28 protein-coding genes are annotated in these 24,670 nt (G+C 70.1%); 18 read left to right on the top strand and 10 right to left on the bottom strand.

The genetic code is table 11. The annotated features are described in order from the left end of the window. Positions 1-67: 67 nt before the first annotated feature. Both ACGFYY_RS02960 and ACGFYY_RS02955 read right to left on the bottom strand, forming a co-directional pair. The gene (locus ACGFYY_RS02960; protein ID WP_365273369.1) at positions 68-1,405 is read right to left on the bottom strand and encodes a M14 family metallopeptidase; all 1,338 of its coding nucleotides are present in this window, start codon (positions 1,403-1,405) and stop codon (positions 68-70) included. 125 nt (positions 1,406-1,530) lie between these two features. Continuing rightward, a complete protein-coding gene (locus tag ACGFYY_RS02955; RefSeq protein ID WP_393706717.1) occupies positions 1,531-3,234 on the bottom strand; it encodes a chitinase in 1,704 nt (567 codons plus the stop codon). Between the two features lie 441 nt (positions 3,235-3,675). Here ACGFYY_RS02955 and ACGFYY_RS02950 point away from each other — a divergent pair, with 441 nt between their 5' ends. The 13 genes from ACGFYY_RS02950 to ACGFYY_RS02890 all read left to right on the top strand — a co-directional run bounded on the left by ACGFYY_RS02950 (position 3,676) and on the right by ACGFYY_RS02890 (position 13,458). Then, entirely contained in the window at positions 3,676-4,578 is a 903-nt protein-coding gene (locus ACGFYY_RS02950) for a hypothetical protein (RefSeq protein ID WP_365273375.1), read from the top strand. 48 nt (positions 4,579-4,626) lie between these two features. Then, a complete protein-coding gene (cpaB, locus tag ACGFYY_RS02945; protein WP_365273378.1) occupies positions 4,627-5,328 on the top strand; it encodes a Flp pilus assembly protein CpaB in 702 nt (233 codons plus the stop codon). A 7-nt stretch (positions 5,329-5,335) separates the two neighbouring features. Then, positions 5,336-6,610 carry a CpaE family protein gene (locus ACGFYY_RS02940; RefSeq protein ID WP_393706716.1) on the top strand — a complete coding sequence of 425 codons (1,275 nt, stop codon included), beginning with the start codon at positions 5,336-5,338 and terminating at the stop codon, positions 6,608-6,610. A 3-nt stretch (positions 6,611-6,613) separates the two neighbouring features. After that, complete coding sequence (locus ACGFYY_RS02935) at positions 6,614-6,982, top strand: TadE/TadG family type IV pilus assembly protein (RefSeq protein WP_393706715.1); 369 nt, start codon at positions 6,614-6,616, stop codon at positions 6,980-6,982. Between the two features lies 1 nt (position 6,983). After that, complete coding sequence (locus ACGFYY_RS02930; protein WP_365273387.1) at positions 6,984-7,352, top strand: TadE/TadG family type IV pilus assembly protein; 369 nt, start codon at positions 6,984-6,986, stop codon at positions 7,350-7,352. Beyond that, complete coding sequence (locus ACGFYY_RS02925; RefSeq protein WP_393706714.1) at positions 7,349-8,692, top strand: CpaF family protein; 1,344 nt, start codon at positions 7,349-7,351, stop codon at positions 8,690-8,692. The genes ACGFYY_RS02930 and ACGFYY_RS02925 overlap by 4 nt, the downstream gene beginning before the upstream one ends. Next, entirely contained in the window at positions 8,689-9,627 is a 939-nt protein-coding gene (locus tag ACGFYY_RS02920) for a type II secretion system F family protein (RefSeq protein WP_393706713.1), read from the top strand. The genes ACGFYY_RS02925 and ACGFYY_RS02920 overlap by 4 nt, the downstream gene beginning before the upstream one ends. 19 nt (positions 9,628-9,646) lie before the next feature. Continuing rightward, complete coding sequence (locus tag ACGFYY_RS02915; protein WP_365273443.1) at positions 9,647-10,537, top strand: DUF5936 domain-containing protein; 891 nt, start codon at positions 9,647-9,649, stop codon at positions 10,535-10,537. Positions 10,538-10,540: 3 nt separating this feature from the next. Next, positions 10,541-11,227, top strand: coding sequence for a response regulator (locus ACGFYY_RS02910; RefSeq protein WP_393706712.1), 687 nt, complete (start codon positions 10,541-10,543; stop codon positions 11,225-11,227). A gap of 110 nt (positions 11,228-11,337) precedes the next feature. Beyond that, positions 11,338-11,586: a hypothetical protein gene (locus ACGFYY_RS02905; RefSeq protein ID WP_365273396.1), complete on the top strand. Its 249-nt coding sequence runs from the start codon at positions 11,338-11,340 to the stop codon at positions 11,584-11,586. Further along, entirely contained in the window at positions 11,583-12,203 is a 621-nt protein-coding gene (locus ACGFYY_RS02900) for a pilus assembly protein TadG-related protein (RefSeq protein ID WP_393706711.1), read from the top strand. Before ACGFYY_RS02905 ends, ACGFYY_RS02900 begins: the two co-directional genes overlap by 4 nt. A gap of 27 nt (positions 12,204-12,230) precedes the next feature. Beyond that, on the top strand, positions 12,231-12,815 hold the full coding sequence (locus tag ACGFYY_RS02895) for a hypothetical protein (protein WP_393706710.1): 585 nt from the start codon (positions 12,231-12,233) through the stop codon (positions 12,813-12,815). Between the two features lie 4 nt (positions 12,816-12,819). After that, positions 12,820-13,458, top strand: coding sequence for an OmpA family protein (locus ACGFYY_RS02890; protein ID WP_365273404.1), 639 nt, complete (start codon positions 12,820-12,822; stop codon positions 13,456-13,458). Positions 13,459-13,931: 473 nt separating this feature from the next. On the opposite strand, the gene ACGFYY_RS02885 is transcribed toward ACGFYY_RS02890, so the two are convergent. The 3 genes from ACGFYY_RS02885 to ACGFYY_RS02875 form a co-directional block, all read right to left on the bottom strand. Continuing rightward, positions 13,932-14,081 carry an SCO4225 family membrane protein gene (locus tag ACGFYY_RS02885; RefSeq protein ID WP_393706709.1) on the bottom strand — a complete coding sequence of 50 codons (150 nt, stop codon included), beginning with the start codon at positions 14,079-14,081 and terminating at the stop codon, positions 13,932-13,934. A 100-nt stretch (positions 14,082-14,181) separates the two neighbouring features. Continuing rightward, positions 14,182-14,655 (bottom strand): carboxymuconolactone decarboxylase family protein, encoded by a 474-nt coding sequence (locus ACGFYY_RS02880; protein ID WP_365273410.1) that lies wholly within the window; start codon positions 14,653-14,655, stop codon positions 14,182-14,184. Positions 14,656-14,749: 94 nt separating this feature from the next. Continuing rightward, a complete protein-coding gene (locus ACGFYY_RS02875) occupies positions 14,750-15,289 on the bottom strand; it encodes a TetR/AcrR family transcriptional regulator (RefSeq protein WP_393706708.1) in 540 nt (179 codons plus the stop codon). A 101-nt stretch (positions 15,290-15,390) separates the two neighbouring features. On the opposite strand from ACGFYY_RS02875, the gene ACGFYY_RS02870 reads away from it, so the two are divergent. Continuing rightward, on the top strand, positions 15,391-15,816 hold the full coding sequence (locus ACGFYY_RS02870) for a nuclear transport factor 2 family protein (protein ID WP_393706707.1): 426 nt from the start codon (positions 15,391-15,393) through the stop codon (positions 15,814-15,816). A gap of 93 nt (positions 15,817-15,909) precedes the next feature. On the opposite strand, the gene ACGFYY_RS02865 is transcribed toward ACGFYY_RS02870, so the two are convergent. Continuing rightward, positions 15,910-16,491 (bottom strand): TetR/AcrR family transcriptional regulator, encoded by a 582-nt coding sequence (locus ACGFYY_RS02865; RefSeq protein WP_393706706.1) that lies wholly within the window; start codon positions 16,489-16,491, stop codon positions 15,910-15,912. Between the two features lie 140 nt (positions 16,492-16,631). On the opposite strand from ACGFYY_RS02865, the gene ACGFYY_RS02860 reads away from it, so the two are divergent. Further along, entirely contained in the window at positions 16,632-18,218 is a 1,587-nt protein-coding gene (locus ACGFYY_RS02860) for an MDR family MFS transporter (protein ID WP_393706705.1), read from the top strand. A 148-nt stretch (positions 18,219-18,366) separates the two neighbouring features. Here ACGFYY_RS02860 and ACGFYY_RS02855 read toward each other — a convergent pair whose 3' ends face one another. After that, positions 18,367-18,693 carry a hypothetical protein gene (locus tag ACGFYY_RS02855; protein WP_393706704.1) on the bottom strand — a complete coding sequence of 109 codons (327 nt, stop codon included), beginning with the start codon at positions 18,691-18,693 and terminating at the stop codon, positions 18,367-18,369. A gap of 309 nt (positions 18,694-19,002) precedes the next feature. Between ACGFYY_RS02855 and ACGFYY_RS02850 the strand changes: the two genes are divergently transcribed. After that, positions 19,003-19,863, top strand: coding sequence for a polysaccharide deacetylase family protein (locus ACGFYY_RS02850; protein ID WP_393706703.1), 861 nt, complete (start codon positions 19,003-19,005; stop codon positions 19,861-19,863). 116 nt (positions 19,864-19,979) lie between these two features. Then, complete coding sequence (locus ACGFYY_RS02845; RefSeq protein WP_030011500.1) at positions 19,980-20,309, top strand: hypothetical protein; 330 nt, start codon at positions 19,980-19,982, stop codon at positions 20,307-20,309. Here ACGFYY_RS02845 and ACGFYY_RS02840 read toward each other — a convergent pair. Next, entirely contained in the window at positions 20,300-21,484 is a 1,185-nt protein-coding gene (locus tag ACGFYY_RS02840; protein WP_393706839.1) for a serine hydrolase domain-containing protein, read from the bottom strand. The genes ACGFYY_RS02845 and ACGFYY_RS02840 overlap by 10 nt on opposite strands. A 161-nt stretch (positions 21,485-21,645) precedes the next feature. On the opposite strand from ACGFYY_RS02840, the gene ACGFYY_RS02835 reads away from it, so the two are divergent. Continuing rightward, a complete protein-coding gene (locus ACGFYY_RS02835) occupies positions 21,646-22,272 on the top strand; it encodes a hypothetical protein (RefSeq protein ID WP_393706702.1) in 627 nt (208 codons plus the stop codon). A gap of 148 nt (positions 22,273-22,420) precedes the next feature. Here ACGFYY_RS02835 and ACGFYY_RS02830 read toward each other — a convergent pair whose 3' ends face one another. Together ACGFYY_RS02830 and ACGFYY_RS02825 are read right to left on the bottom strand one after the other, a co-directional pair. After that, positions 22,421-23,707, bottom strand: a complete 1,287-nt coding sequence (locus ACGFYY_RS02830; RefSeq protein WP_393706701.1) for an extracellular solute-binding protein — start codon at positions 23,705-23,707, stop codon at positions 22,421-22,423. A 296-nt stretch (positions 23,708-24,003) separates the two neighbouring features. Continuing rightward, on the bottom strand, positions 24,004-24,621 hold the full coding sequence (locus ACGFYY_RS02825) for an SMI1/KNR4 family protein (protein WP_365273437.1): 618 nt from the start codon (positions 24,619-24,621) through the stop codon (positions 24,004-24,006). Between the last annotated feature and the right edge of the window lie 49 nt (positions 24,622-24,670).

The raw sequence follows: 24,670 nt of genomic DNA, 5'->3' as shown, positions 1-24,670 counted from the left end.
CGCGGGTGGACGCGCGGGTGGGGCGCCCCCCTGGCGGTGGGGCGCCCCTTCTCACACGGTCAGCCGGTCACGGCGTCGCACAGTACTGGGCTTCCTTGCCGATCGAGCGGTACATGCAGTCGGCGTTCTCCAGCAGCTGCAGCACCGCGTCCTTGTTGCGCGCGGTCTCGCGGTCGATGACCTCGTCCGGCGGGTAGAAGCCGCCGCCGCCGCTCTCCGGGTACATCTCGAAGGTGTAGGAGAAGATCTTCTGGTTGCCCCACAGCCAGTCGTCGATCGTCCCGTCGGTGATGTACAGGTCGCTCGACTGCTCCGGCGTGTAGCCGTTGCTCGCCGCCATGCTGGTGCCGATCTTCTTGTAGACGGCGAGGTCGTCGGCGGTCAGGCCCGGGGCGGTGTCGTTGTAGGTGTAGCCGAAGGGCCACAGGACGAGCTCGCTGTAGGTGTGGAAGTCGATGCCGGCCTTGATCTGCTGCTTGCCGCCGACGATCCGGCTGCGGACGAAGTCGGCGACGACCTTGACCTCGGGCGCCGACTCGCCGGCCGCGCCCCGGTAGGTCTCGGAGCTCTTGCTGCTGCTGGAACCGCCGCAGCAGCCGAACTTGTAGTTCCAGTTGCGGTTCTCGTCCGTGCCGACGTAGGAGGAGCCGGCGTTCGGCTGCCGGTTCTTGCGCCAGGACCGGTAGGAGCCGGTGGCGATGTCGTACTCGCCGCCGTCCGGGTTGAGGTCCGGGATGATCCAGATCTCGCGGCCGTTCACCGCGTTCGCGACCCGGGAGTCGCTGCCGTACTTGGAGGTGAACTCCTTGAGCAGGTACAGGGCCATCTCGACGGTCAGGTGCTCCCGCGCGTGCTGGTGGGCGGTGAAGAGCACCTCGGGTTCGGCCTCGTCCGTCGCGACGTTGTCGCTGATCTTGATGGCGAGGAGATCCCGGCCTTGGTACGACTTTCCGATCACCCGCTTGCTCGCGATCGTGGGGTACTGCGCGACGATCTGGTTGATCTCCGCCGTCGCCTCGGCGTAGTTGTGGTACTTCGAGTCCGCCGACGGGAAGTCCATCGGGCTCGCCGCGATACCGGGCAGCGAACGGTCCGGGGGGCCGGGCAGGGGCGTCAGCCGGTAGCCGAGCTCCTTGAGCTTCTTGGCCTGCATGGTGTCGGCGCTGACCACGACCGTGTGGTCGTCCACCTCGTCGATCGAGACGCCCGTACGGAGCAGGGCGGTGCGGTCGGTGGCGGTGGCGGGGCCGTGGATGCGGTATTGGACGATCGCCTCGTCCTGGGTGGCCGTGGAAGGGGTGGGCGGAGGGGAGGCCGTCGCGCTCATGCCGTAGGCGGGTGCGCCCAGCGCGAGCGCCAGCAGGGCCGCCGTGACGGCGGCCCTTCGGCGGGTATGGAGCCGCATGCGTTCTCCTGGGTAGGGAGTGTGGGGGTAGCCGTGCGGACGCGCACAGCGTGCTCTCATGGCATGTCCCGGTCAAGGACACGCTGTGCAGGCCGTACCGATCCGGCCACCCCTACACGTACCGCCTACGGGAGCCCGTGGACCTTGGGACCCACCGAGTTCGACCAAGCGCTACCCGCCTTGGCGTCCCAGTTGGTCGACCAGGTCATGGCGCCCCGCAGCCCCGGGTAGGTCTTCGACGGCTTGAAGGAGCCGCAGTTGGTCCCCCTGGTCAGGCAGTCCAGGGCGTTGTTCACGACGGTCGGGGAGACGTAGCCGCTGCCGGCGCCGCTGGGTGAGGCCGGGACGCCGATGCCCACCTGCGAGGGATCGAGGCCGCCCTCCAGCTGGATGCAGGCCAGCGCGGTGAGGAAGTCCACCGAGCCCTGGGAGTAGACCTTGCCGTCACAGCCGTTCATCGAGCCGCTGTTGTAGTACTGCATGTTGACGACGGTGAGGATGTCCTTGATGTTCAGCGCCGTCTTGAAGTAGCCGCCCTGCGTGGACTGCATGTCGATCGTCTGCGGGGCCATGGTGAGGACGAGCGAGGGGCCGACCTTGGACGACAGCGAGCGCAGGGCCTGCGTCATGTAGGTGGGGTTCAGGCCGTTCTCGAGGTCGATGTCGATGCCGGCGAACCCGTACTCCTGCATCAGGGCGTACGCGGAGTTCGCGAGGTTGTTCGCGGAGGCCGAGTCGTTGACCGAGATGGTCCCCTTCTCCCCGCCGATGGAGAGGATGACCGACTTGCCGGCGGCCTTCTTCGCGGCGATGTCGGCCTTGAACCGGTCGACCGTGTAGCCGCCGAGGCCGGCCGAGTCGAGGTTGAAGGTGATGGCGCCGGGCGTGGTGGTGGCGTCGGCGAAGGAGACGGCGATGATGTCGTACTGCGCCGAGACGTCGGAGATCCTCTGGACGGTCGCGCCGTTGTCGAAGTTCTGCCAGTAGCCGGTCAGGGCGTGCTTCGGAACGCCCGGTCCGGGGCCCGGACCCGGGTCGGTGCCCGTGGTGGTGCCGGTGACCGGGGCGGACTTCGGGCCCTCGCCGGCCGCGTTGTACGCGCTCACCTGGAAGGCGTACGAGGTCGAGGCCGTGAGCCCGGTGATCTGGGCGGAGGCGGCTCCGCCGGTCACGGTCCTCACGCGGACGCCGTCCTGATACACGTAATAGCCGGTGGCCGAGCCGACCGCGTTCCACGAAAGGGTGAGGGCGTTCGCGCTCTGGCCGGAAACGGCCGCCCCGGCCGGGGCCCCGGGGACCGACGGGCCGGGATCCGTGCCGCCTCCACCGTCCGGTCCGAAGACGCTGAACTCGTCGACGACGTAGGCCGACTGGCCGTACCAGCCGTGCGTGTAGACGGTGACCTGGGTGGTGCTGGGGCCGGTGGTGAAGGTGGTGGAGAGCTTCTGCCAGCCGGCGCCCGACCCGGGCGTCCAGGTGGAGACGTCCTGGGTGCCGGTCCCGGTCGCGCCGAGATAGACGTAGCTGCCCTGGACCTGCGTGCTCAGCGTGTACGTCGAGTTCGGCTTGACCGTGACGGTCTGGCTGCAGCGGGCGTTGTCCTGGCCCGCCGGGGTGGCCTTCAGTGCGCCGGATCCGGCGTAGACGGGCGAGGAAATGGAGGCGCCGGTTCCGTCGGTGCAGGACCAGTTGGCCAGACCGGACTCGAAGCCGCCGTTGCGCGCGACGTTCACGTCGGCGGCCTGTGCGGTACCGGCGGCGAGGGCGGACAGGGCGCCCGCGGTCAGGGTGACGGCGATGGGGAGGGCGAGGGAGCGTATGCGGTTCACGTGGGCTCCGGTGGGGGGAGGGGGAGGGCGGAAGGACGGTGGAAGAGGGGTGCGGGAAAAGGCGGACCGAGTGGGGTGGGTCCGACTCAAGGCGTTGGCAGCCAAGTTGGTCCAGACCAATCCTCGTGTCAAGAGTCTTCGCGATGTGGCTTGAAACGGCCCGCCGTGCGATCCCTGTTGTCCGGGTTTCCGCCGGCTGTGACACGTGCTGGTAGCACGGGAATCCGCAAGGCCCTGCCCCGCCAGGGGTGACGCGGATATGGTGCTGGAGCAAGGGGGGAGCGGGTCGATCGGATGCGGTCGCGCAGTGCGGGCGCGGACGCGGGAAGTCCGTGACGACTCCGCGTCGAGTCCGCGTCGGGTCCGTGTCGAGCGCGCGTCGGGTACGTGAAGTGCCCACGGCGTACGGGGCGTACGGGGCGTACGTGGGGGAACGGGGGAATGCGCGTGCCGACCGCCATCGCTGTCACCAGCGCCGATCTGGTACTTCCGGCCCCTGACCGGCACACGCCCGGGGCCGCCTTACTGCACCCGCCCGAGCAACTCGACCTGGAGGCCGCGCTCGCCGAGACGGGCGCCCTGCTGGAGCGGCACGGCCACCTCGTGGCCCTCGTGCCGCCGTGGCTCCCGCGCTCCACCGTCCAGCGCCTGCACACCGTGCGCGCCATCCTGGAAACCGACCGGATCGCGCTCCTCGGAATCGATCTCCCGCCGCTGGGAACGGCTCTGCTGGCGCGTCAGCTGCGCCAGCTCAGCGTGTGCGACTTCAGCCCCGGAATCATCGCCTCCGCGGCCCGGCTGCTGTCGCACTACATCTACGCGGGCGCCCTGCTGGGCTCGGTCGCCAAACTCGACCGGGTCCGGGTGCCGGTCGGCCTCGGGGCCCATGCCCGGTCCTGGTCGCCGAGCGCGCAGTTCGCCGTCATGGCCCACCCGAAACCGCACCTCGCGAAGCTGGGCGCGAGCCCGCAGGGCGCGCACGGCCCCCGCGGCGCCGTGCTGCCCGCCGGCCCCGAGTTCGTCACACACCTCACCTTCGCCCGCGGTCAGCTCACCTCCGACTGGGTCACGGCCGAACTGGCCCCCGCCTGGCAGGTCCAGGGCGTCCTGGAGAACCCGCTGCCGGCCTCGTCCCCCGGCTGGTGGGGCACCCCGAAGCTCGTCGAGTTCGCCGCCGGCATCCCGGACCTGTCCGTGCTCTACCAACTGGTCGCCTCGGTCCGTCGGGAGGAGTGCCGCTGGTGCGGCCTCGAACTCATCGGCGACCGCTGCGGCTTCTGCGCGGCGCCGCTCACCGCACCGCCGCCGTCCGCACCCGCGAGCACCGCCCGTTCCAGACCCTGATCACTCGAACGCACGAATGAATGAAGAACGGCGAGGTAGGTAAGGCCCATGAACTCACGCCAGCGCCGCGGCGTCATCCTGCTGCTCCTCTCGGTCCTGTGCGCACTGGGCGCCTTCGCCGGAGTCCTCGTGGTGATCGGCGACGTCAATTCCAAGGTCGGCGCCGAGGTCGTCGCGTACCGGGCCAAGGGCGACATAGCCCCGTACAGCCCGCTGTCGGCCGGGCAGTTCGAGGAGGTCAGGATCCCCAAGAGGTGGCTGTCCGACACCGCGGTCTCCGACCTCGGCGCGCTCAAGGACAAGATCGCGCTCACCACGCTGAAGAAGGGCTCGCTGCTCCAGGCGGACATGTTCGTCGACCGGCCGCAGCTGCAGCCCGGTGAGCAGGAGATCGCCATCATGATCGACGCGGCCACGGGCGTGGCCGGGAAGATCACCTCCGGCGCCAAGGTCAACATCCTCGCCACCTTCAAGGGCGCCAAGGACACCGACCCCTCGCGGTCGGTGATCATCGTCGCCAACGCCCGGGTCCTGGGCGTCGGCAAGCTCACCGCCCTGGACAAGGACAGCGACCGCAAGGGCCCCGCCGAAGCCGTTCCGATCACCTTCGCCCTGAGCACCAAGGACACCCAGCGCGTCGCGTACGCCGAGTCCTTCGCGGAGCACGTACGCCTGGCCCTGGTGGCCCCCGGCACCGACTCGGCGCCCACCCCGGGCGACCGCACGTACACCCTCGACGGGGACAGGTGAGGCCCGGATGACCACCCGAATCCTCCCCGCGGTCGGCGACCCGGACGCCGCACGCGCCATCGTGACACTGCTCAGCCAGCTCCCGGCCGCCGAGCCGGCCGCCCCCGTCCCGGACGCGACCACGCTCCTGGACACCCTCGCCCGGCTGGCCGCCGACTCCATCGACGAACTCCCCGAGGTCGTCCTCGTCCACGAGCGGATCGGTCCGGTCCCCGCCCTGGAACTCATCCGGGAGGTCGCCCTGCGCTTCCCGGCGGTGGGCGTCGTCCTGGTCTCCTCGGACGCCGGCCCCGGGCTCTTCTCCGCCGCCATGGACTCGGGCGCCCGCGGCCTGATCGGCCTCCCGCTCTCCTACGAGGAGCTCGCGGCCCGCGTCCAGGCCGCCGCCCAGTGGTCCGTGGGCGTACGCCGCCACCTCGGCGGCGGCGCCTCCGCCGACGTCTTCACCGGTCCGGGCGGCCGGGTCGTCACGGTCACCGGAGCCAAGGGCGGCGTGGGCACCACCTTCACGGCCGTGCAGTTCGCGCTGGCCGCGGCCGCCTCCGGGCGGCGTACCGCACTGGTGGACCTGGACCTCCAGGCGGGCGACGTGGGCTCGTACCTCGACGTGCAGTTCCGGCGCTCGGTCGCGGACCTCGCCGGGATCCAGGACATCTCGCCCCGGGTCCTCCAGGACGCCGTCTACGACGACGCCTCGGGCCTGGCGCTGCTGCTGGCCCCGGCCGACGGGGAGCGCGGCGAGGAGGTCGACGACCGGGCCGCCCGGCACATCGTCGGAGCCCTGCGCAGCCGCTACGAACTCGTCGTCGTCGACTGCGGCACCCAGGTCACCGGGGCCAACGCGGCCGTCGTGGAGATGGCGGACGTGGCGGTGCTGGTCACCACCCCGGACGTGGTCGCGGTGCGGGCGGCGAAGCGGATGGTCCGGATGTGGGAACGGCTCCAGGTGCGCAAGGCGGAGGACACCGCGATGGTCGTCAACCGCTGGAGCAAGCACACGGAGATCCAGCCCGCCCTGATCGAGAAGATCACCAAGACCCGCGCCACCCGCACCCCGGTCCCGGCCGCGTTCAAGGAACTCCAGGCCGTGGTCGACGCGGGCCGCGTCCAGGACCTCGACAACCGCTCGACGGTCAAACAGGCCCTGTGGACCCTGGCCGGCGAACTCGGCCTCCTGTCGACCCCGGACCCCACCCCGACCACCACCACCGGCCCGGGCGCCTCGCTCGCGGTCCGCGCGTCGGGCCCGGTGGCCCGCCTGCGCCGCGGCCGGGAGGGCTGACGCGTGCCCGCCCGCAGACCGGGCCGCGGGGACCGGGGCCAGGTGGCGATCGAGTTCGTGGGCACGGTGCCGCTGATCCTGCTGCTGGTGGCGGCGGTGTGGGAGTGCGTACTGATCGGCTACGCGTTCTCCCTGGCGGGCAACGCGGCGGACGAGGCGGCGCGGGCGGGGGCGGTGAAGGGCGATGACGCCTGTGTCGCGGCTGCGAAGGAGCACATCGGGGAGTCGTGGGGCCTCGAGGTGCATTGCGGTACGTCCGGGGACATCTACCGGGCGAAGGTCAGCCTGGGCGTCCCGATCCTCTTCCCCGGCCTCAGCTTCGACCGGATCGAAGGCCGTGGCGGCGCGGCGCTGGAGAAGGAGGCGAAGTGACATGAGGCGACGCTTCCGCTCCGACCGGGGTCAAGTGGCCCTCGAATACATCGGCTTCGTGCCCATCCTGCTCTTCGTCGCGCTGTGCGGGATCCAGCTGGGCTGGGTGGCGTACGTCCACGAGCAGGCGGACACGGCCGCGCGCACGGCGGCGCGGGTGGAGGCCCAACACCCGGGCCGTGGCGAGGCGGCGGGTGTGGCGGCCGTCAGGGAAGGAATCGGAGCTGACGTCAAGGTGAGCACGACGGACGACGCCGTCACCGCCGTCGCCACCATCAAGATCAACGCGATCATCCCCGGACTCGACATCTCCGACGCCAAGGCAACGGCAGTCATGCCCAACGACGACCCGAAGGTGACCGGACCATGAGCCTGCGTTCCCGGGTCAACACACCGGACGACCACCACAACTCCCGCGAGGACGGCCGGCTGGTCTCCTCCTACCGCGCGAAGCTGCTGGAGGAGATCGACCTCGCCGAGATGTCCGCGCTCGCGCCCGCCGAGCGCAGGGCGCGCCTGGAGCGCGTACTCGGCCACATCATCAGCCGCGAAGGCCCCGTACTCTCCACGGTGGAGCGCGCCCAACTGATCCGTCGCGTCGTCGACGAGGCCCTCGGGCTCGGCGTCCTGGAACCGCTCCTCGAAGACGCCTCGATCTCCGAGATCATGGTCAACGGCCCCGACCACATCTACGTGGAGCGCGCCGGCCGGGTCGAACAGCTCCCCATCCGCTTCGCCTCGCACGAACAGCTCATGCAGACCATCGAACGCATCGTCTCCACCGTCAACCGGCGCGTGGACGAGGCCAATCCGATGGTCGACGCACGCCTGCCCAGCGGCGAGCGCGTCAACGTCATCATCCCGCCGCTCTCCCTGACCGGCGCCACCCTCACCATCCGCCGCTTCCCGCGCGCCTTCACGCTGCACGAGATGATCGCCCTCGGTTCGCTCGACGAGCAGATGCTGATCCTGCTGTCCGGGCTGGTCGGCGCGAAGATGAACGTGATCGTCTCCGGAGCCACCGGCACCGGCAAGACCACCCTCCTCAACGCCCTCTCCGGCCTGATTCCGGAGGGCGAACGCATCATCACCATCGAGGACTCGGCCGAACTCCAGCTCCAGCAGGCCCACGTCATCCGCCTCGAATCGCGGCCCGCGAACGTGGAGGGCAAGGGCCAGATCACCATCCGCGACCTCGTACGCAACTCCCTACGCATGCGCCCCGACCGCATCATCGTCGGCGAGGTCCGCGGTGGCGAGACCCTCGACATGCTCCAGGCGATGTCCACCGGTCACGACGGCTCGCTGGCCACCGTCCACGCCAACAGCTCCTCGGACGCGCTGATGCGTCTGCAGACCCTCGCCTCCATGTCGGAGGTCGAGATCCCCTTCGAGGCGCTCCAGGACCAGATCAACAGCGCGGTGAACGTCATCGTCCAGCTGACCCGGTTCGGCGACGGCTCGCGCCGCATCACCGAGATCTCCGTCCTCGAATCGCACGGCCGCGAACCCTTCCGGATCACCACGGTCTGCCGCTTCGGGGCGCAGCCGATGCGGGCGGACGGTCGCGTCCACGGCTACTTCGAGTACTACCCGCTGCCCCGCCGGATCGCCGAGCGCCTCTACATGAACAACCAGCCCATCCCGCAGGCCTTCGGTGTCGCACCCGAGGACCCCCTGACCGCCCGCATCACCCGGACCGCCCTGTGAACCCACTGATCCTCACCACCCTCGGCGCCACGCTGCTCGCCTGCGTACTCGTCGTCGCCGGCCTCCAGGCGTACCTCGCCGGGCGCGCCCAGCGGGCCGCACTGATCGAGCGGCTCTCGGCGAGCGGCCTACCGGAGCCCCTGGGCCGTCGGCGCCGTTTCCCGACGGTCGACCGGCGGCTGCGCAGGACGAAACTCGGCCGCCGTATCGAGCTGAAACTGGCGACCACCGGCCTGGACCTCACGCCCGGCGAGTTCTTCGTCTACATGCTGGCGTCGATCGCGGGAGTCTGGCTCATCGCGTCCTCCCTCCTCGCGCCCTTCTTCGGCCCGGTGGCCGGTGCGATCGGCGTCTGGGCGGCGAACGCCTTCCTCAACTGGCAGCGTGCGCGGCGTACGGAGCGATTCATCAACCAGCTGCCCGACCTGGCTCGCATCCTCGCCAACGCCACCCAGGCCGGCCTGGCCCTGCGTACGGCCATCGGGATCGCGGCCGAGGAACTAGAGGCCCCGGCCGGCGAGGAGCTGGGGCGCGTCGCCGACCGCCTCGCCGTGGGCCACTCCATCGAGGAATCCCTGGGGGAGCTGACGGAACGCCTCCCGTCCCGTGAACTCGTCGTCCTGGTCTCCACCCTCGTCCTGTCGGCCCGGGCGGGCGGCGCGATCGTGGACAGCCTGCGCAACCTCACGGTGACACTGGAGCAGCGCAAGGAGACCCGTCGCGAGATCCGCACCCAGCTGTCCCAGGTGACGGTGACGGCCTACCTCGTACCGTCCATCGGCCTCGGCTCACTGCTCCTGGTCGACATGATGATGCCGGGTGCCCTGGACCGGATGACGGGCGCGTTCATCGGCCAGACGGCCGTACTCATCGCCCTCGGTCTCTTCGCCCTCGGATTCATCCTCATCCGCCGCCTGTCGAAGATCGACGTGTGAGGGGGCGGACGGGACGATGATCGGACTCCTTCTCGCACTGGCCGTGGCCCTGTCCGTCCTCGGCGCGTTCCAGGGCATCCGCCTCTACCGCGCGGACGTGAAACTGCCCACGGACCTCGCGCTCGCCCTGGAGGTCGGAGCCACCCGCACGACGGCGGTCGGCTCCCTCGTCGACCGCATGGGCATCCGCTGGGCCCCCGCGGTCCTGCGCCTCATGGGCCCGGCCCGGGTGTCACGCAAGCGCCGCCAGATCGACATGGCGGGCAACCCGGCCGGTCTGACGATCGACCGGTACGCGGCGCGGCGAGCGGTGTACGGGGCCCTGGGCGCCCTGGGTGCCTTCTCGATGCTGATCAACGGCCAGTTGGTCGTCGCCCTGCTCATGGTGGCCTTCGGGCTCTTCTGGATCGAGGTCGGCCTGTGGTCGGCCATCCGGATCCGCCGCGACCACATCGAACGCACCCTGCCCGACTTCCTGGACGTACTCGCGGTCGTCGTCAGCGCCGGACTGGGCTTCCGGCAGGCGCTGGCCCGGGTGGCGGACAAGTACGAGGGGCCGTGGGCGGACGAGATCCGCATCACGCTCCAGCAGATGGACATGGGCGTCAGCCGCCGCGAGGCGTTCGACGAGCTGCGGCGACGCAATGACAGCGAACAGGTCGCGCAGTTCGTCACGGCCCTCCAACAGGGCGAGGAGCTCGGCTCGCCGATCGTCGAGACCCTGATCGCGATCGCCGAGGACATGCGCCGCACGGACGCCCAGAACGCCCGCAGGCGTGCCGCACGGGCCATCCCCAAGGCGACGTTCGCCGTGACCATGTTCATGTTGCCGGGCACGCTCATCCTGCTCGTGTGCGGCTTCGTGTACGGCGCGAACGTCGACTTCGGCGCGCTCTTCGGGGGTGGCTGAGCCGTGGCCCGGCTGAGCGTGCTCATCGCCGACGGCAACCCGGTCATCAGGGCAGGTCTGGCGGCGCTGCTGCGCACGGCCGAGGACCTCGACGTCGTCGCCCAGGCGGCGGACGGCCGCGAGGCACTGAGCCTGACCCGCCGGCACGCGCCGGACGTGATCCTGCTGGACGTCCGGATGCCGGGGGTGGACGGTATCTCGGCGCTGCCGCACCTGGTGCAGCTGGCTCCCGTACTGATGCTGACGTACAGCAGGGAAGCCGAAATCATCTGCGAGGCACTGCTGTTGGGCGCCGGCGGCTACCTCGTGCACGGCGAGTTCACGACGGACGACCTGCTGAGGGCGGTACGAGACGCCCCGCTGGGCCGCCCCCACTTCACCCCGACGGCGGCGAGCGCTCTCCTCACGGAACTCCGGACCTCTTCGCATCCGCAACGATCTGTGGCACAGTCTTCGGAGCGGATGCACAACTCTGTTGTCTTCGGGCTGAGTTCCCGGGAGGTGGAGATCATGGATCTGATCGCGTCCGGGATGAGCAATCAGCAGATCGCGGCCGCCTGCTTCATCAGCGAGAAGACGGTCAAGAACCACATCAACCGCATCTTCGCGAAGCTCCGGAGCGCCACCCGAAGCGAGGCGATAGCCCGCTGGCTGGGAACCGCCCGTCCAGGAGTGACCGGTCATGGGTAGACAGAGTGCGCAGTGGGTCCGTAATTGGGCCCCGGGACCCTTGGTGACGACCGGTGACTCGCCGTACCGTCCGCAGATCGACACCGGTACCGGCCCGGGAGGGAACCCCCATGTCACAGAACACGCTGCTGAAGGCCGCCGTGGAGGCACGGATCAGGGTGAGCGGCTGGACGGACACGGCCGTGACGAGGCTCCGCAAGCGCCACGCGAACCTCGACCGCGGCCAGACCGCCTTCGAGTACCTGGGCATCATCCTGGTGGTCGTGGTGATCATCGGCGCGATCATCGGTACGGGCATCGGTCAGGCCATCACCACCAAGATCACTGCGGCCGTCGCGAGTATCACAGCAGGAAAATGACATGGCGTCGGTTCGGCGGCGACCGCGGTCAGGCATTCCCCATCTACGTCGTAGTCATTGCGGGTCTTCTCTTTGCCGCTCTGGCGTACTTCACCATCGGCAAGGCGGGGATCGTCCGTAGCAACGCGCAAGGAGCTGCGGACGCGGCCGCGCTCGCCGCCGCCCGCGAGGCCAGAGACACCCTGGTGCCCGGTATCGACCTGACGGCCCTCTCCCCGGAGGAGTGGGAGCAGGTCCTGCTGGGCAATCGATTCGACTTGTCCAGCGCCGCTTGTGGGGCAGCGCACGACTTTGCTGCACTGAATGACGCGACGGTGGAGTGCGACGCGTCGGGGACCCGGTTCAGCGTCCGGTCGACGACGAACGGAACGGTCGGGGACTCCGTCGTTCCCGGGACGAGTGGGAAGCACGGAGCAGCGGACGCGACAGCGGAGATCGTTCCTCGTTGCCACGTCCGACCCGGGGAGTCGGGAAGCGGTGACGGCTCGACGCCTACGGCACCCGGCCCGATCAAGTTCTCCTGCGACAAAGGGGTCGTCGTGGACTACAACCCCGCCCGACCGCGCCCTTGGCGTTCGCTGGCTGCGGCCCTGTTCGACATACGCCTGATCGACTGACGACCGAGAGACAAGGAAGCCAAGTACATGAGTGTTCGGCGGCGCGCGGCCCACGGGAAGGCGGCTGTGGGGATGGTGGCGGTCCTGGCCCTTGCCCTGACCGGGTGTGGGGGCGAAGGGAAGTCCGACAAGCCCGCTGCGTCGTCGTCGGCGAAGCCGCAGGGCGGCGGCGAGACGTCTTCGTCCGGAGCGACGAAGACCACGGGCGCCCCGGCGCCGCAAGTCCTCGCTACGGTGAACGGTGAGGCGAACATGGTACTGACGATCAACAAGGCCGTCCGGGACGCCGGAGGGTTCCTCACCGTCGAAGGCCAGTTGAAGAACACCGGCAGCGCCGCGTACGTGAACACCGCGCCGTGGCGCGGAAACGAGCTGAACGCCAGTGGCGTATCCGTAGCCGGTGTGACCCTTGTCGACAAGGTCGGCAAGAAGAGGTACTACGTGCTCCGAGACACCGATGGCCGGTGCCTGTGTACGACCGGGCTAAACATCATCGAAGCCGGCCAGACCATGCCGTTCTTCGCGCAGTTCCCCGCTCCGCCGGCCACCACCGCCGAGGTGGACCTCAGCCTCCCCACCTTCGCCACGACGACCGTCAAACTCTCCGGGTGACCTCATGACCAAACGCCACCGCGTCCTTGCCGCTACGGCTGTCGTCGGGCTCGTCATCGCCGGCGTTCAAGCAGTCGGTGTGGCGGCAGCCCACGCCGACGACGTCAAGCCGTCCGTACCCCCCGGCACCGAACCCTCCGCCGCCGCACCCGTGCAGATCGACTCCGACGCGCCCGGACTCAAGATTCCCCAGGGTGGAACCCTCGCTCCGATCAAGGTGCTGGACATCGCCGAGGTCGTCGAAGACCTCGGTGGGGAGCAGCGGCGGCAGGAGACCAATCAGACCGTCATGATGGCGCTGCAGTCGGAGGTGTTGTTCCCCGAGAACAGTGCCGTCTTCAACGCGCAGGCCGCCGCCCGGATCCAGGCCATCGCCAACGAGATCAACACGCAGAAGGCCACCCGCATCCGCGTCTTCGGTTTCACCGACGACCAGGGCAGCTACGAGCACGGCAAGGAGCTGTCCAAGCAGCGCGCCGATGCCGTGCAGGCCGAGCTGGCCAAGACCGTCACCAATCCCGGTGTCGTCTTCGATGTGCGCGGCTACAGCGAGGACTACCCCATCGCCGACAACAGCACCGAAGAAGGCCGCAAGAAGAACCGCCGTGTCGAGATCACCTTCCCCCGCAGCTCGGGTGGCTGACCGCTCCGCCCACCCCCTGCCGCGTATCGCCGCACCGGCGAGGACTGCGGCGGGCGGTCGGAGTCGTGTCCTCGGGGGCCGGCAGGCAGGTGGCGGGCCTTGCTCGCTTGACGCCCCGGATCAGCCGGCCAGCCGTCGCGCAGGCGCCAGGGAAGCGGTACCTCGGGTACCTCGGCGCCCGCTGCACGGCGATGCGGTGCATGGCGGCCGTGGTGCACTCAGCCGGCGGGGCCTGAGGGCCGTGTGCCTCGGCCGGGTCGCCCGTGCTTGTCCGCCGGGCTCGACCAGCCGGTCGGAGTGCCGCGAGTGCCGCGGCGGAGGCGGCCCCGGGAGGCTTCCACGATCGTGCCCAGGGCGAGCGACTGGGTCAGTACGCACAGGACGAGCTCCGTGATGAACAGCCACGTCGCGGGCTCGCCGTTCCCGAGGGCCGCGCCGTGCGCCAGTCCCACGAGCAGGAACAGCGGGAACGCTCACAAGGCGGGCAGGACCCATACGAGGCCGGGGTCCGGGGCGAACAGCGTGACGGCCGTCGCGAAGGCCACCGCGGCGGCGACGAGGCCCAGGTAGATCAGCGAAGCCGGGTTCGCGAAGGTCAGGCGGACGAGCGTGCGAGCGGGCATCGGTTCCCCCGGGGTGTGTGGACTCCCTCCATGATCGGGAGTCTTCCGGGGTGCGAGGGATCCGGCCCCTCCCCTGTCGGGGCCGGATCCGTGCCCCCGCTCAGCCGAACTGGCCCGGCTGGTAGTCGCCCGCCGGCTGCTGGACGATCACGTTCAAGCGGTTGTAGGCGTTGATCAGGGCGATAAGGGAGACCAGTGCCGCCAGTTGGTCCTCGTCGTAGTGCTTGGCCGCTTCGGCCCACGCCTCGTCCGTGACGCCGCCGGCCGCGTCGGCGATGCGCGTGCCCTGCTCGGTCAGCTCCAGGGCCGCCCGCTCGGCTTCGGTGAACACCTTGGCCTCGCGCCAGGCGGCGACCAGGTTGAGCCGTACCGCGTCCTCCCCGGCGTGCGAGGCGTCCTTGAAGTGCATGTCGGTGCAGAAGCCGCAGCCGTTGATCTGGCTGGCCCGGAGCTTCACCAGTTCCTGCGTGGCGTGCGGGAGGGTCGAGTCCGAGATGGCCTTGCCCGCGGAGTTGATGTACCGGCCGAACTTGGTCGCGACCGCGTTGCCGAAGAGGTTGAGGCGCGCTTCCATGGTGATCTCCTTGCCGTGCCGACGGTTACACAGCTCTGACAGAAATCACGGTCCGGATGTGACAGCCTGGCGCGCCGGATGGATGTGACCTGCATCACTTGTCCAGGAGGAGCTCCGCGATCTCGCGGGCTCGGTGGGCCGGTTCCGGGCCGGGGGCGAGTGCGGCCACCGTCGTCGCCCCCTCGGTCAGGATCAGGAGCCGGTCGGCGAGGGCGGGGTCGGCGGTCAGGTCGGCGGTCAGGTCGGCCAGCAGGGCGTGGAGTTCCGCCTTGTGGACGCGGACGATCTCCGGGGCGGCCGCGCCCAGCTCCCCGTACGCGTTGAGGAACGCGCAGCCCCGGAAGTCGGGCTCGGTGAACCAAGCCGCCAGCCAGTCGAAGACCGCGAGCACGCGCGCCCGCGGCTCCGCCGGGGCCGCGGCGGTGGTGCGCAGGGAGTCCAGCCAGCGGCGGTCGCGGCGTTCCAGGTAGGCGGCGACCAGGGACTCCTTCGCCGGGAAGAGTCGGTACAGGCGCTTGAGGGGGACACCGGAGGCGGTGCGGATCCGGTCCATGCCGACGGCCTGGATGCCGTGTCGGTAGAACAGCTCCTCCGCCGCGTCCAGGAGTCGGGCGCGGGCCTCTTCGTCGTCCATGCGGGCAGCGTAGTCCAGATCGACCTTGCGTGGAGAACGTGCGTTCTCTATCGTCCGGGGAGTGCGAGAACGCTCGTTCTCCCCGCTGAGAGGTGACCGTCATGACCGACGCCCCCGCCGTACGACCGCCCCTGCCGCCCTTCACCGAGGAGTCCGCGCGCCTCAAGGTCCAGGCCGCCGAGGACGCGTGGAACAGCCGTGATCCCGAGCGGGTCGCCCTCGCGTACACCGGGGACTCGGTCTGGCGGAACCGCGACCGCTTCCTCACCGGCCGCGCCGAGATCCGCGCGTTCCTCGCCGACAAGTGGGAGCGCGAGCTGGACTACCGGCTCCGCAAGGAGCTGTGGGCGTTCACCGGCAACCGCATCTCCGTCCGCTTCGAGTACGAGTGGCACGACGCGGCCGGGCAGTGGTGGCGCAGCCACGGCAACGAGCAGTGGGAGTTCGCGGAGGACGGCCTGATGCGCCGGCGCGAGGCGAGCGTCAACGACGTCCCGATCGCCGCCGAGGATCGCCGACTCGCCTGAGCCCCCCGGCCCCGCGCCCGGCCCCGCGCCCGGCCCCCCGACCTCGCCCCCGACCCCGCGCCCTCCGCCCTCCACCTGCCGCCCGGCGGAGGGTCAGGAGTCCTCGTCGTGGGCCTGGGTGATGAGGTCCGTGGCGACCTTCAGGGCGGCCAGGCGGGTCTCCTCCGGGTCGCCCTCCACGTGCTGGAGGAACATCATCCCGGCGTGCAGCGTGAACAGCGCGCTGACGCAGCGCACCTGGTCCTCCAGCGGGCCGTCCTCCGTGCGGAGCAGTTCCACCAGGGTGAAGAGCCGCTTCTTCACCGTCTGTCCGATGGGGAGCTCGCGCGTCGTCGCCTGGTTCTCCTGCATGAAGCGGTACAGCACGGCGCCGCCCGCCATCGCCTCGCTGTAGCGGCGCAGCACCTCGCGCTTGGTCTCCAGGGTGCGCGGCTGGCTCTCCGCCCACGTGATCAGCTCGTCGATGGGCCGGGTCAGGTCCTCGAAGATGCTGATGATGATGTCTTCCTTGGTCTTGAAGTGGTAGTACAGCGCCGCCTTCGTGACCTCCAGCCGCTCCGCGATCTCGCGCAGCGACGTCTTCTCGTACCCCTGTTCGGCGAAGAGCTCCAGTGCGACGTCCTGGATGCGCTGACGCGTGTCGCCACGGCGGCGCTGCGGACTGCTGCTGGACATGGCTCTCCCCAATTACTTACTTGACGCCCGGCTAGTTGCGGGTCTACCGTCCCCAGTGTAGTGAACTAGCCGGGCGGCAAGTAAGTGCCGGTGCGGGACGTAGTGCGAGAAGCAGGGCCGGTAGGGCCAGGGGAGTGGACATGGTGGACACAGTCAAGCCTGCGGGGACCTCGGAGGAGGTGAAGCCGCGCAGCGTACGGGTCGTCCTCATGGCACTCATGATCGCGATGCTGCTGGCGATGCTCGACAACATGATCATCGGCACCGCGATGCCGACGATCGTCGGCGAGCTCCACGGTCTGGAGCACCTCTCGTGGGTGGTCACCGCCTACACGCTGGCCACCGCGGCCTCCACCCCCATCTGGGGCAAGCTCGGCGACATGTACGGGCGGAAGGGCTCCTTCCTCACCTCGATCGTCATCTTCCTGATCGGCTCCGTGCTCAGCGGCATGGCTCAGAGCATGGGCCAGCTGATCGGCTTCCGTGCGATCCAGGGCCTCGGTGCCGGCGGTCTGATGGTCGGCGTCATGGCGATCATCGGCGACCTGATCCCGCCCCGTGAGCGCGGCAAGTACCAGGGCATGATGGCCGGCGTGATGGCCCTCGCCATGATCGGCGGCCCGCTGGTCGGCGGCACCATCACCGACCACTGGGGCTGGCGCTGGTCCTTCTACATCAACCTGCCGCTCGGCGCGGTCGCGCTGGCCATGGTCACCGCCGTGCTGCACCTGCCCAAGAAGCGGGCGCGGGGCAAGATCGACTACCTCGGCGCCGCGCTGCTGACCATCGCCATCACCTCCACCGTCCTCGTGACGACCTGGGGCGGCAACGAGTACACGTGGGGCTCCGTCGAGATCCTCGGCCTCATCGCCGTCGGCGTCCTGTCGACCGCCGCGTTCCTCTACGCGGAGACCAAGGCCGCCGAGCCGGTCATGCCGCTGCACATCTTCCGCAGCCGCAACTTCACCCTGATGTCGGTGATCGGGTTCCTCGTCGGCTTCGCGATGTTCGGCGGCGTGCTCTACCTCCCGCTGTTCCAGCAGTCGGTGCAGGGCGCCTCCGCCACCAACTCGGGTCTGCTGCTCCTGCCCATGCTGCTCTCGATGATGGTCGTCTCGCTGATCGCGGGCCGGGTCACCACCAGCAGCGGCAAGTACAAGATGTTCCCGATCGCCGGTGGCGCGCTCATGGTCGTCGGGATGTTCCTGCTCGCGACCATGGACACCGACACCACCCGCCTCGTGTCCGGCCTCTACATGGCCGTCCTCGGCGCCGGCCTCGGCTTCCTGATGCAGATCACCATGCTGGTCGCGCAGAACAGCGTCGAGATGAAGGACATGGGCGTCGCCTCCTCCTCGGCGACCCTCTTCCGCACGCTCGGCGGCTCCTTCGGTGTGGCCCTGATGGGCTCCCTCTTCAGCGCCCGGGTCACGGACACCATGACCGAGCGCCTGGGCCCGGAGGCCGCCCAAGCCTCAGGCGGTGCCCAGCTGGACGCCGCGAGCCTGGCCAAGCTGCCCGAAGCGGTACGCGACGCCTACCAGCACGCGGTGGCCGCCGGTACGCACTCGGCGTTCCTGCTCGGCGCGGCCATCGCCGTACTGGGCTTCGCGGCGGCCTGGTTCGTCAAGGAGGTCCCGCTCCGCGGTGCGGGTCCGGCCGCCCCGGCCGGTTCCGCGGACGGTGACAAGGCGGCGCCGGCGGCGCAGGAGTCCCTCGCGCACTGACGGGCACGCGCCGCGTCGGTTCCGCACCGGCATCGGCGCCGCACCAGCGCCGGCATCACCAGGAAGGCGGCACCACCGGGACGACCGGTGGTGCCGCCTTCCGGCGTGTCCGGGCGCCACGGTCGTACCGGCTGCCCGGAGGGCGGTCCTACTCCGGATCGTCGGTCTCCCAGGGGTGCAGGAAGGCGTCAGGGCGCAGGCCCCACGCCGTGAGTGCGGTACGCGAGGCCGCCTGGTCCGCCGCGCCGATGTCGTGGTCGAAGCCGTCGATGCGCTCGCCGTCGTACTCCCGGTGCCGCGGGCCGAAGACGCGGCCCCGGTCCTCACGCACCCGGCCCTCGTCCCGCGCCCGGTCGTCGGACCGGCCGCGGGTGGGGGATGCGTCCACGAACGCGCGGCGGCCCGGGCGGGACGCCGGGACCTCCGTCACCAGTTTCCGGCCGAGGCGCGGCGCGGTCGGCTGTCCACCGGCCACTCGGATCCGTCGTCCGTCGCGGCCGTCGTCGCGTCCACGGAGTCCGTGAGGGCCATTCCGGGCGAGCGGCACCCGGTGAACTTCCGTGCGCATGCGCCGATTCGGGATCCGGATCGCGTGACGTTCGAAGGCCTGCCCGTTTCGCGTGTGTTCGTGTGGGCAGGTATGCAACTCGATGAAGGACTAAAGTCCCTTCGGTCCCAAGAGTCCCATAACAGCGAATTTATGGGCTATTTGGCTGGAACTCCTCGCCTGCGATGAACGTCCTGATCCAGAGAACGCTCGCACAGCGGATGGGGAGGACAGTTCATGGGTTTGTTGGCGCGCGCGAACAAGAAGGGCGTCCGGGCCGGTGCCGTCGTCGTGGCCTCGGCCGCCGCCGTGGCAGCGACCGCGTGGGGCGTGGCATCCCTGGTCGGGCCGGGCGGAACCGCCTCCCAGTACAACGTGGCCCGGCCGGGCGCCACCGACCACTCCGGTCATGGCGACGACGGTCGGCCCGGGCAACAGCCTCAAGGGATACCCGAGGGCATAGCCCACGCGTCCGAGAGCGGCGGTAACGCCGTCAACATCACCATCGACGACGGCCCCGACCCCCGCTGGACCCCGAGGGTGCTGGACGTCCTTCGGCGGCACGACGTCAAGGCGACCTTCTGCATGGTCGGACCGCAGGCCAAGGCCCACCCCGACCTGGTGAAGAAGGTGGTCGCGGCCGGACACCGGCTCTGCGACCACACCATGAACCACGACACGGCCATGGACAAGAAGCCCGTCGCCTACCAGCAGGCACAGATCCTGGAGGCGAAGAAGCTGATCGAGGAAGCCGCGGGCGGCGGCGCGAAGGTCGAGTACTACCGGGCCCCCGGCGGCGCGTTCACCCCCGACAGTCGGCGCATCGCCGCCGCGCACGGCATGCGGCCGCTCGGCTGGAACGTCGACACCAAGGACTTCGACAAGCCGGGCACGGCCGCCATCGTGAACGCCGTCAAGCGCGAGATCGGCAACGGCCCGACCGTGCTCTTCCACGACGGCGGTGGCAACCGTGCCCAGACCGTCGACGCCCTCGACCAGGTGCTCACCTGGCTGAAGGAGCAGGGCCGGCCCACCGGCTTCCCCGTCCGCACCACCCCCGACGCCCCCGACGCCGGGACCGCCGCCGAGGCGCGCTGACACCTTCTCCTGACACGCCGTCCGCCGGGCGAACGGGTGACGGTCGACGACGCGGACCCGCCCGCGTTGTTCCCTGGTCGGGCACGGACGAACGTACGCCCGACCAGGAGGCTCCTGTGGCCATCGCCCCCGCCAGACTGTCCGACCCGGTGGTCGGCGCCCTCGTCGCCGCCGTCAACGCGCACGACAAGGACGCCTTCCTCGCGGTCCTGACCGCCGACGCGACCATGTCCGACGACGGCTCGGACCGCGACCTGCACGACTGGATCGACCGGGAGATCTTCGACTCCGGCGGCCACATGGACGTCCAGTCCGAGTCCGACGGCGGCCGCACCCTTCTCGTGAACTACCGCAACGACACCTGGGGCGAGATGCGCACCACCTGGCGCTTCGTCATCGCCCCCGGCGGCGGCCGGATCAGCCGCTTCGAGACCGGTCAGGCCTGAGCGGACTCCGGCCCCCGCGCCACGCCGAGCACCGCCGCCGTCAGCCGGTCGTTCTCCGGGGCCCGCCCGCCGGGGAAGCCGAAACGGCGGCGCGTGTAGCCGTACGCGATCCCCGTGGCCGGGTCGGCGAAGCCCTGGGCGCCCGCCGCGCCGGAGTGCCCGAAGGCCCCGGGGCCCACTGCGGGCTGCTGCTCGAAGCCCAGCCCGAAGTGGTCGGACTCCGCGGTCACGGCGTCCCGGCCCGGCGTGTGCAGCCGCGCGAACTCGGCGGCCGTGGCCGGCTCCAGCAGCGGAGCCCGACCGTCCAGCACGCCGATCGCCGCCGCGTACAGGCCCGCGACACCGCGCGCCGAGCCGGTGCCGCCCGCCGAGGCCGGGCCGAGCTCGCGGGTCCTCGGGTGGTTGGCGTGGGCGACCAGGTCCATCGGCGGCTCCCGGTGCGCGTTGAAGGCGACCGCGAGCAGCTCCGGCAGCGGGCCCGCCGCCTCCTGTGCCGCTCGCTGGGCGGGCGTCGGCAGCATCTCCAGCACCGGCTTCCACCGACCCTCCTGCGATGCCGGCAGGCCCATGTAGAGGTCCAGTCCGTACGGGGCGCGCACGTGCTCCTCGTACAGTTCCTGGATCGACCTGCCGGTCGCCCGTCGGACCACCTCGCCGGTCAGCGCGCCGATCACGAAGGCGTGGTAGCCGTAGGCCTCGCCCGGCTCCCAGAACGGCTTCTGCGCGGCGAGCCGGGCCGCGATCAGCTCGTCGTCCGCGATCTCGTCGTGGTCGAGGCCCCCGTCCGTGCCGATCAGCCCCGACCGGTGCGCCAGCAGCCCGCGCAGCGTCAGCCGCTCCTTGCCGTCCCCGGTGAACTCCGGCCAGTACGAGGACACCGGGCGGTCCAGGTCCAGTACGCCGTCCTGCACCAGCAGCGCCACCACGAGGTGCGCCGCGCCCTTGGTGATGGAGAAGACCCCGCTGACGGTGTCGCCGTCGGTGTCCTCGCCCGACCACAGGTCGACCACGCGCCGGCCCCGGTGGTGCACCACGAGCTGGGCCTCGGGGGAGTGCGGTTCGGCCGCCACGAAGGCGGCGAACTCCTCCCGCACCGGCTCCCAGCCCGCCACCACCGTGCCGCCCACCCCGCCGCTCGTGCCACGGCCCACGCCATCACTCACGTACGCGCCCATCGGATCCCCCGTCGATCGCCCCATCGGCCTGTCCTGCTCTTCGGACGGGGGAACGAGAGATGATCATCACGTATTCCACTGCTGCCGGACCGGCCGCTCCCGTACGGGTGAAAGCGCGCCCGGCGTCGTTCCGGCGCGCCACGGGGCCCGTTGGACCGGGTATGAAGCGCACCCGCATCGCCGCTCTCGCCCTCGCCACCGCCTCCGCCGCCCTCGCGCCCCTCCTGGGCCAGGCCGCCACCGCCGCGGAAGGCGGGCCGTACCTCCAGGACCCGGCCGGCGGCGAGAAGTCCATGAAGTCGATGTGGACCAAGGACGAGATGCACAAGGTGGAGGGGCAGCTGCGCTTCCACCCCGGAGTCCAGTACCGGACGGTCACCCGCCCGGGGCCGGCGGCCGCGCCGGACCACGAGCGTCGCTCCGGCGACCCCAAGACGCTGGCCTGGCTGCCCTCGTACGAGTTCGCCTGGTCGGTGTCGGACTCGACGGTGGTGAAGAAGGCGTTGACGGTCAAGGAGGGCGCGCACCCGATCGTCGTGCACGCCGTGCTGCGCGACGCGGACCGGGTCAAGGTCGGGGAAGTGCGCAAGGAGCTGGCAGGAAAGCCGCCGACCGGGCGCGAGAAGGTCGCGGGCGGCAAGCGGATCGCGTGCGACACCGGGGAGTACACGGTGGAGTGGTCGGTCACGCGCTCCGGCTACGGAACGCTCGGGGGCACGCTGCGCTGGAACTCCAGCTGCGAGCAGTACCGGACGGCGTTCGCCTCGAACCACGGGCCGCAGAGCTGAGTGTCCGGGTGGAGGCCGGCCGCCCCGTGCACCTTGTGGGTGCTCGTCGGGCGACTGGGCCGAGGCCTTGGATCAAGTGCCGTAATGGCCATGGTGCCGCACAGGGTGGTCTGCGGCATGGGTCGAAGGTCCCGTGTCGAGAAAATTCTCAGTGCTTCTTGGAGGCCTGGGCGGCCTGTTGGGCGATGTCCTCCAGAACGCCCTTCGGGCTTCCGGTCGGTTCCACCGCGCGGCCGATGTTGCGCTTGATGGTGTCGCTGACGGTCAGCCAGGCCGGGTCGTCGACCGGGTAGAGCTGGGCGCCGCGCAGCGCGTTCAGGAACTGCGTGTCGTTCTTGTCCAGGCCGCCCCCGGCCGGGGTGCGCGAGGCGGTGACCGTGGACGGCAGCAGGTGGTAGCGGTCCGCGAAGTCCGACAGGTTCTTGTCCTGGTAGATGAACTCCAGGAACTTGCCGATCTCCGTGCGCTTGCCGTTCTGCTTGAAGGCCATCATCCAGTCGGCGACACCGACGGTGGGCGGCTGCACCCCGGTGCCGAGGTTGTCCGAGACGGGCATGGACGTGGTCGAGACGCCGATGCCCTTGGTGCGCGCCTCGTGGGCGAGCGAGGGATAGCCGTTGACCATGCCGACCTCCCCGCGCAGGAAGGCGGCGAAGGCGTCGGCGCGGTTCAGCTGCGACGGCGGGGTCGGACCGGTGAGTCCGGGACCGACCATCTCCCGCTTGACCCAGTCCCAGGTGGCGATGTTCTGCTCCGAGGCCAGGCTGTAGTTGCCGGCGCTGTCGGCATAGCCGCCGCCGTTGCTCAGCTCCCAGATCAGCGCCTCGGCGTGGGCCTCCTCCGGGCCGAGCGGCAGGGCGTAGGGGTACTTGACGCCCTTGTCCTTGAGCGCCTTGGCGTCGACCTTGAGGTCGGCCCAGGTCTTCGGGGGCTCCTTGATGCCGGCCTTGGCGAAGAGTGCCTCGTTGTAGAAGAGGAGACGGCTGCTCGCCACGAACGGCAGGCCGTAGAGACTGTTGTCGACGGAGCCCGCGTCGGCGAGCGGCTGGAGGAAATTCGCCTCCGCGGTGACCGAGAGGAGTTCGTCCGCGGGATACAGCTTCCCCTGGGCGGCGAAGTCCGAGTAGGACCCCATCAGGGCCACATCCGGCGCCTTGTCGGCCTTGACCATACGAGAGACCTCGCGGTCGATGTCGGCCCATGGCAGAAGCTGGACGTCCAGCTTGATTCCGGGGTTCGCCTCGCTGAAATCGGTCGCCATCTTCTCCCAGTAGGGCTTGGAACTGGTGGCCGGGCTGTCGCCGTATTCCGCGGCGACCAGGTGCAGCGTGACGTCGTCACCTGCGCCGCCTCCGGAGCCGCCACATCCGGCCAGTGGTATCAGCAGACCGAGCGCGGCCGTGGTGGCGGTCGCGCCGGAAATTCTACGTCGCACGGGTGTATTCCCCTGATTTTCTTTTGGATCCCGTTATTACTTATGAGTTGCTCCAGGCGGAGGTGTCCCTCGATGGCCTGTTGGCCGGAATTCTCTCCCGAGGGAGGGGTGGTTGATTCCATTGGGGGCCCACTTGTGGTCAATGCTCCAAGTGGCGCTATTCCCTATGGTGTTTTCCGATATGTGATCCGAATAGTGGACGCGCGTAGACATACCGAAAAGCCCGTTCCGGTCGAGGAACGGGCTCTACGGGGTGCGGGCGCAGGCGCGGATGTGGGCGCGGGCGCGGGGACGGCCTAGTCGGCGAACTCGCCCGCGTACGGGTCGGGCTCGCCCGTCTCCGGGTTGCGGCCCTCCTGCCAGCGCCGCTGGGCCTTGCGCCAGTGCACGAAGCTGAGGTGGCCGCCGTCCCAGAAGGTGATGCTGACGGGGCTCACGTCGAACTCGTCGGAGCACAACCGGTAGAGGAACTCGCCCATGCCGTACGGGTACACGGCGAAGGAGTCGGCGGTGTGCCGCCCGCAGACCAGGACCGGCCACCGGTCCGGGTCGGGGTCCGAGGTGAGCCAGCACAGGATGTCCGACCCGCCGGTGACACCCCAGGCGATGATCGACTCAGGGTCCACGTCGAAGGCGGCGCGGCCGCCCTCCGCCTCCCAGGTCTGCCGCGCGTTGCCGGTCTCCTCGGCCATCCCGGCCGGGTCCCACTGGAGTCCGGGCTTGGGCAGCGGCAGCAGGATGCTGGCCTCGCCGTTGATGGAGCCCGCGCCGAAGCGGCCCATGAACGCGATGAAATCGGCCGGGAACCGGGTCCCCCAGACGGCCTCCACCGCCGGCCAGTCGATGTCCTCGTCGGCGCCGTGCGTCGCCGGCATGATCTGCTCCAGCGCCTTGATCCGCGCGTTCTCCGTCATGCCGCTCCCCTGATGCCCCAGCTCAACCGCCCCAACCTACTGCCAGTGG

Origin of the sequence: Streptomyces sp. NPDC048331, from assembly GCF_043201215.1 — a bacterium.
Taxonomy (GTDB): Bacteria; Actinomycetota; Actinomycetes; order Streptomycetales; family Streptomycetaceae; genus Streptomyces.
The sequence above is the reverse complement of the archived record's forward strand: the minus strand, read 5'-3'. Positions and strand labels throughout refer to the sequence as shown.

What these genes read in the sequence shown, in the direction of transcription:
- ACGFYY_RS02960 (WP_365273369.1), bottom strand. Translation starts at nt 1,405, where the DNA reads ATGCGGCTCCATACCCGCCGAAGGGCCGCCGTCACGGCGGCCCTGCTG.
- ACGFYY_RS02950 (WP_365273375.1), top strand. Translation starts at nt 3,676, where the DNA reads ATGCGCGTGCCGACCGCCATCGCTGTCACCAGCGCCGATCTGGTACTT.
- cpaB (WP_365273378.1), top strand. Translation starts at nt 4,627, where the DNA reads ATGAACTCACGCCAGCGCCGCGGCGTCATCCTGCTGCTCCTCTCGGTC.
- ACGFYY_RS02940 (WP_393706716.1), top strand. Translation starts at nt 5,336, where the DNA reads ATGACCACCCGAATCCTCCCCGCGGTCGGCGACCCGGACGCCGCACGC.
- ACGFYY_RS02930 (WP_365273387.1), top strand. Translation starts at nt 6,984, where the DNA reads ATGAGGCGACGCTTCCGCTCCGACCGGGGTCAAGTGGCCCTCGAATAC.
- ACGFYY_RS02925 (WP_393706714.1), top strand. Translation starts at nt 7,349, where the DNA reads ATGAGCCTGCGTTCCCGGGTCAACACACCGGACGACCACCACAACTCC.
- ACGFYY_RS02905 (WP_365273396.1), top strand. Translation starts at nt 11,338, where the DNA reads ATGTCACAGAACACGCTGCTGAAGGCCGCCGTGGAGGCACGGATCAGG.
- ACGFYY_RS02900 (WP_393706711.1), top strand. Translation starts at nt 11,583, where the DNA reads ATGACATGGCGTCGGTTCGGCGGCGACCGCGGTCAGGCATTCCCCATC.
- ACGFYY_RS02895 (WP_393706710.1), top strand. Translation starts at nt 12,231, where the DNA reads ATGAGTGTTCGGCGGCGCGCGGCCCACGGGAAGGCGGCTGTGGGGATG.
- ACGFYY_RS02890 (WP_365273404.1), top strand. Translation starts at nt 12,820, where the DNA reads ATGACCAAACGCCACCGCGTCCTTGCCGCTACGGCTGTCGTCGGGCTC.
- ACGFYY_RS02885 (WP_393706709.1), bottom strand. Translation starts at nt 14,081, where the DNA reads ATGCCCGCTCGCACGCTCGTCCGCCTGACCTTCGCGAACCCGGCTTCG.
- ACGFYY_RS02880 (WP_365273410.1), bottom strand. Translation starts at nt 14,655, where the DNA reads ATGGAAGCGCGCCTCAACCTCTTCGGCAACGCGGTCGCGACCAAGTTC.
- ACGFYY_RS02875 (WP_393706708.1), bottom strand. Translation starts at nt 15,289, where the DNA reads ATGGACGACGAAGAGGCCCGCGCCCGACTCCTGGACGCGGCGGAGGAG.
- ACGFYY_RS02870 (WP_393706707.1), top strand. Translation starts at nt 15,391, where the DNA reads ATGACCGACGCCCCCGCCGTACGACCGCCCCTGCCGCCCTTCACCGAG.
- ACGFYY_RS02865 (WP_393706706.1), bottom strand. Translation starts at nt 16,491, where the DNA reads ATGTCCAGCAGCAGTCCGCAGCGCCGCCGTGGCGACACGCGTCAGCGC.
- ACGFYY_RS02860 (WP_393706705.1), top strand. Translation starts at nt 16,632, where the DNA reads ATGGTGGACACAGTCAAGCCTGCGGGGACCTCGGAGGAGGTGAAGCCG.
- ACGFYY_RS02850 (WP_393706703.1), top strand. Translation starts at nt 19,003, where the DNA reads ATGGGTTTGTTGGCGCGCGCGAACAAGAAGGGCGTCCGGGCCGGTGCC.
- ACGFYY_RS02840 (WP_393706839.1), bottom strand. Translation starts at nt 21,484, where the DNA reads ATGGGCGCGTACGTGAGTGATGGCGTGGGCCGTGGCACGAGCGGCGGG.
- ACGFYY_RS02835 (WP_393706702.1), top strand. Translation starts at nt 21,646, where the DNA reads ATGAAGCGCACCCGCATCGCCGCTCTCGCCCTCGCCACCGCCTCCGCC.
- ACGFYY_RS02825 (WP_365273437.1), bottom strand. Translation starts at nt 24,621, where the DNA reads ATGACGGAGAACGCGCGGATCAAGGCGCTGGAGCAGATCATGCCGGCG.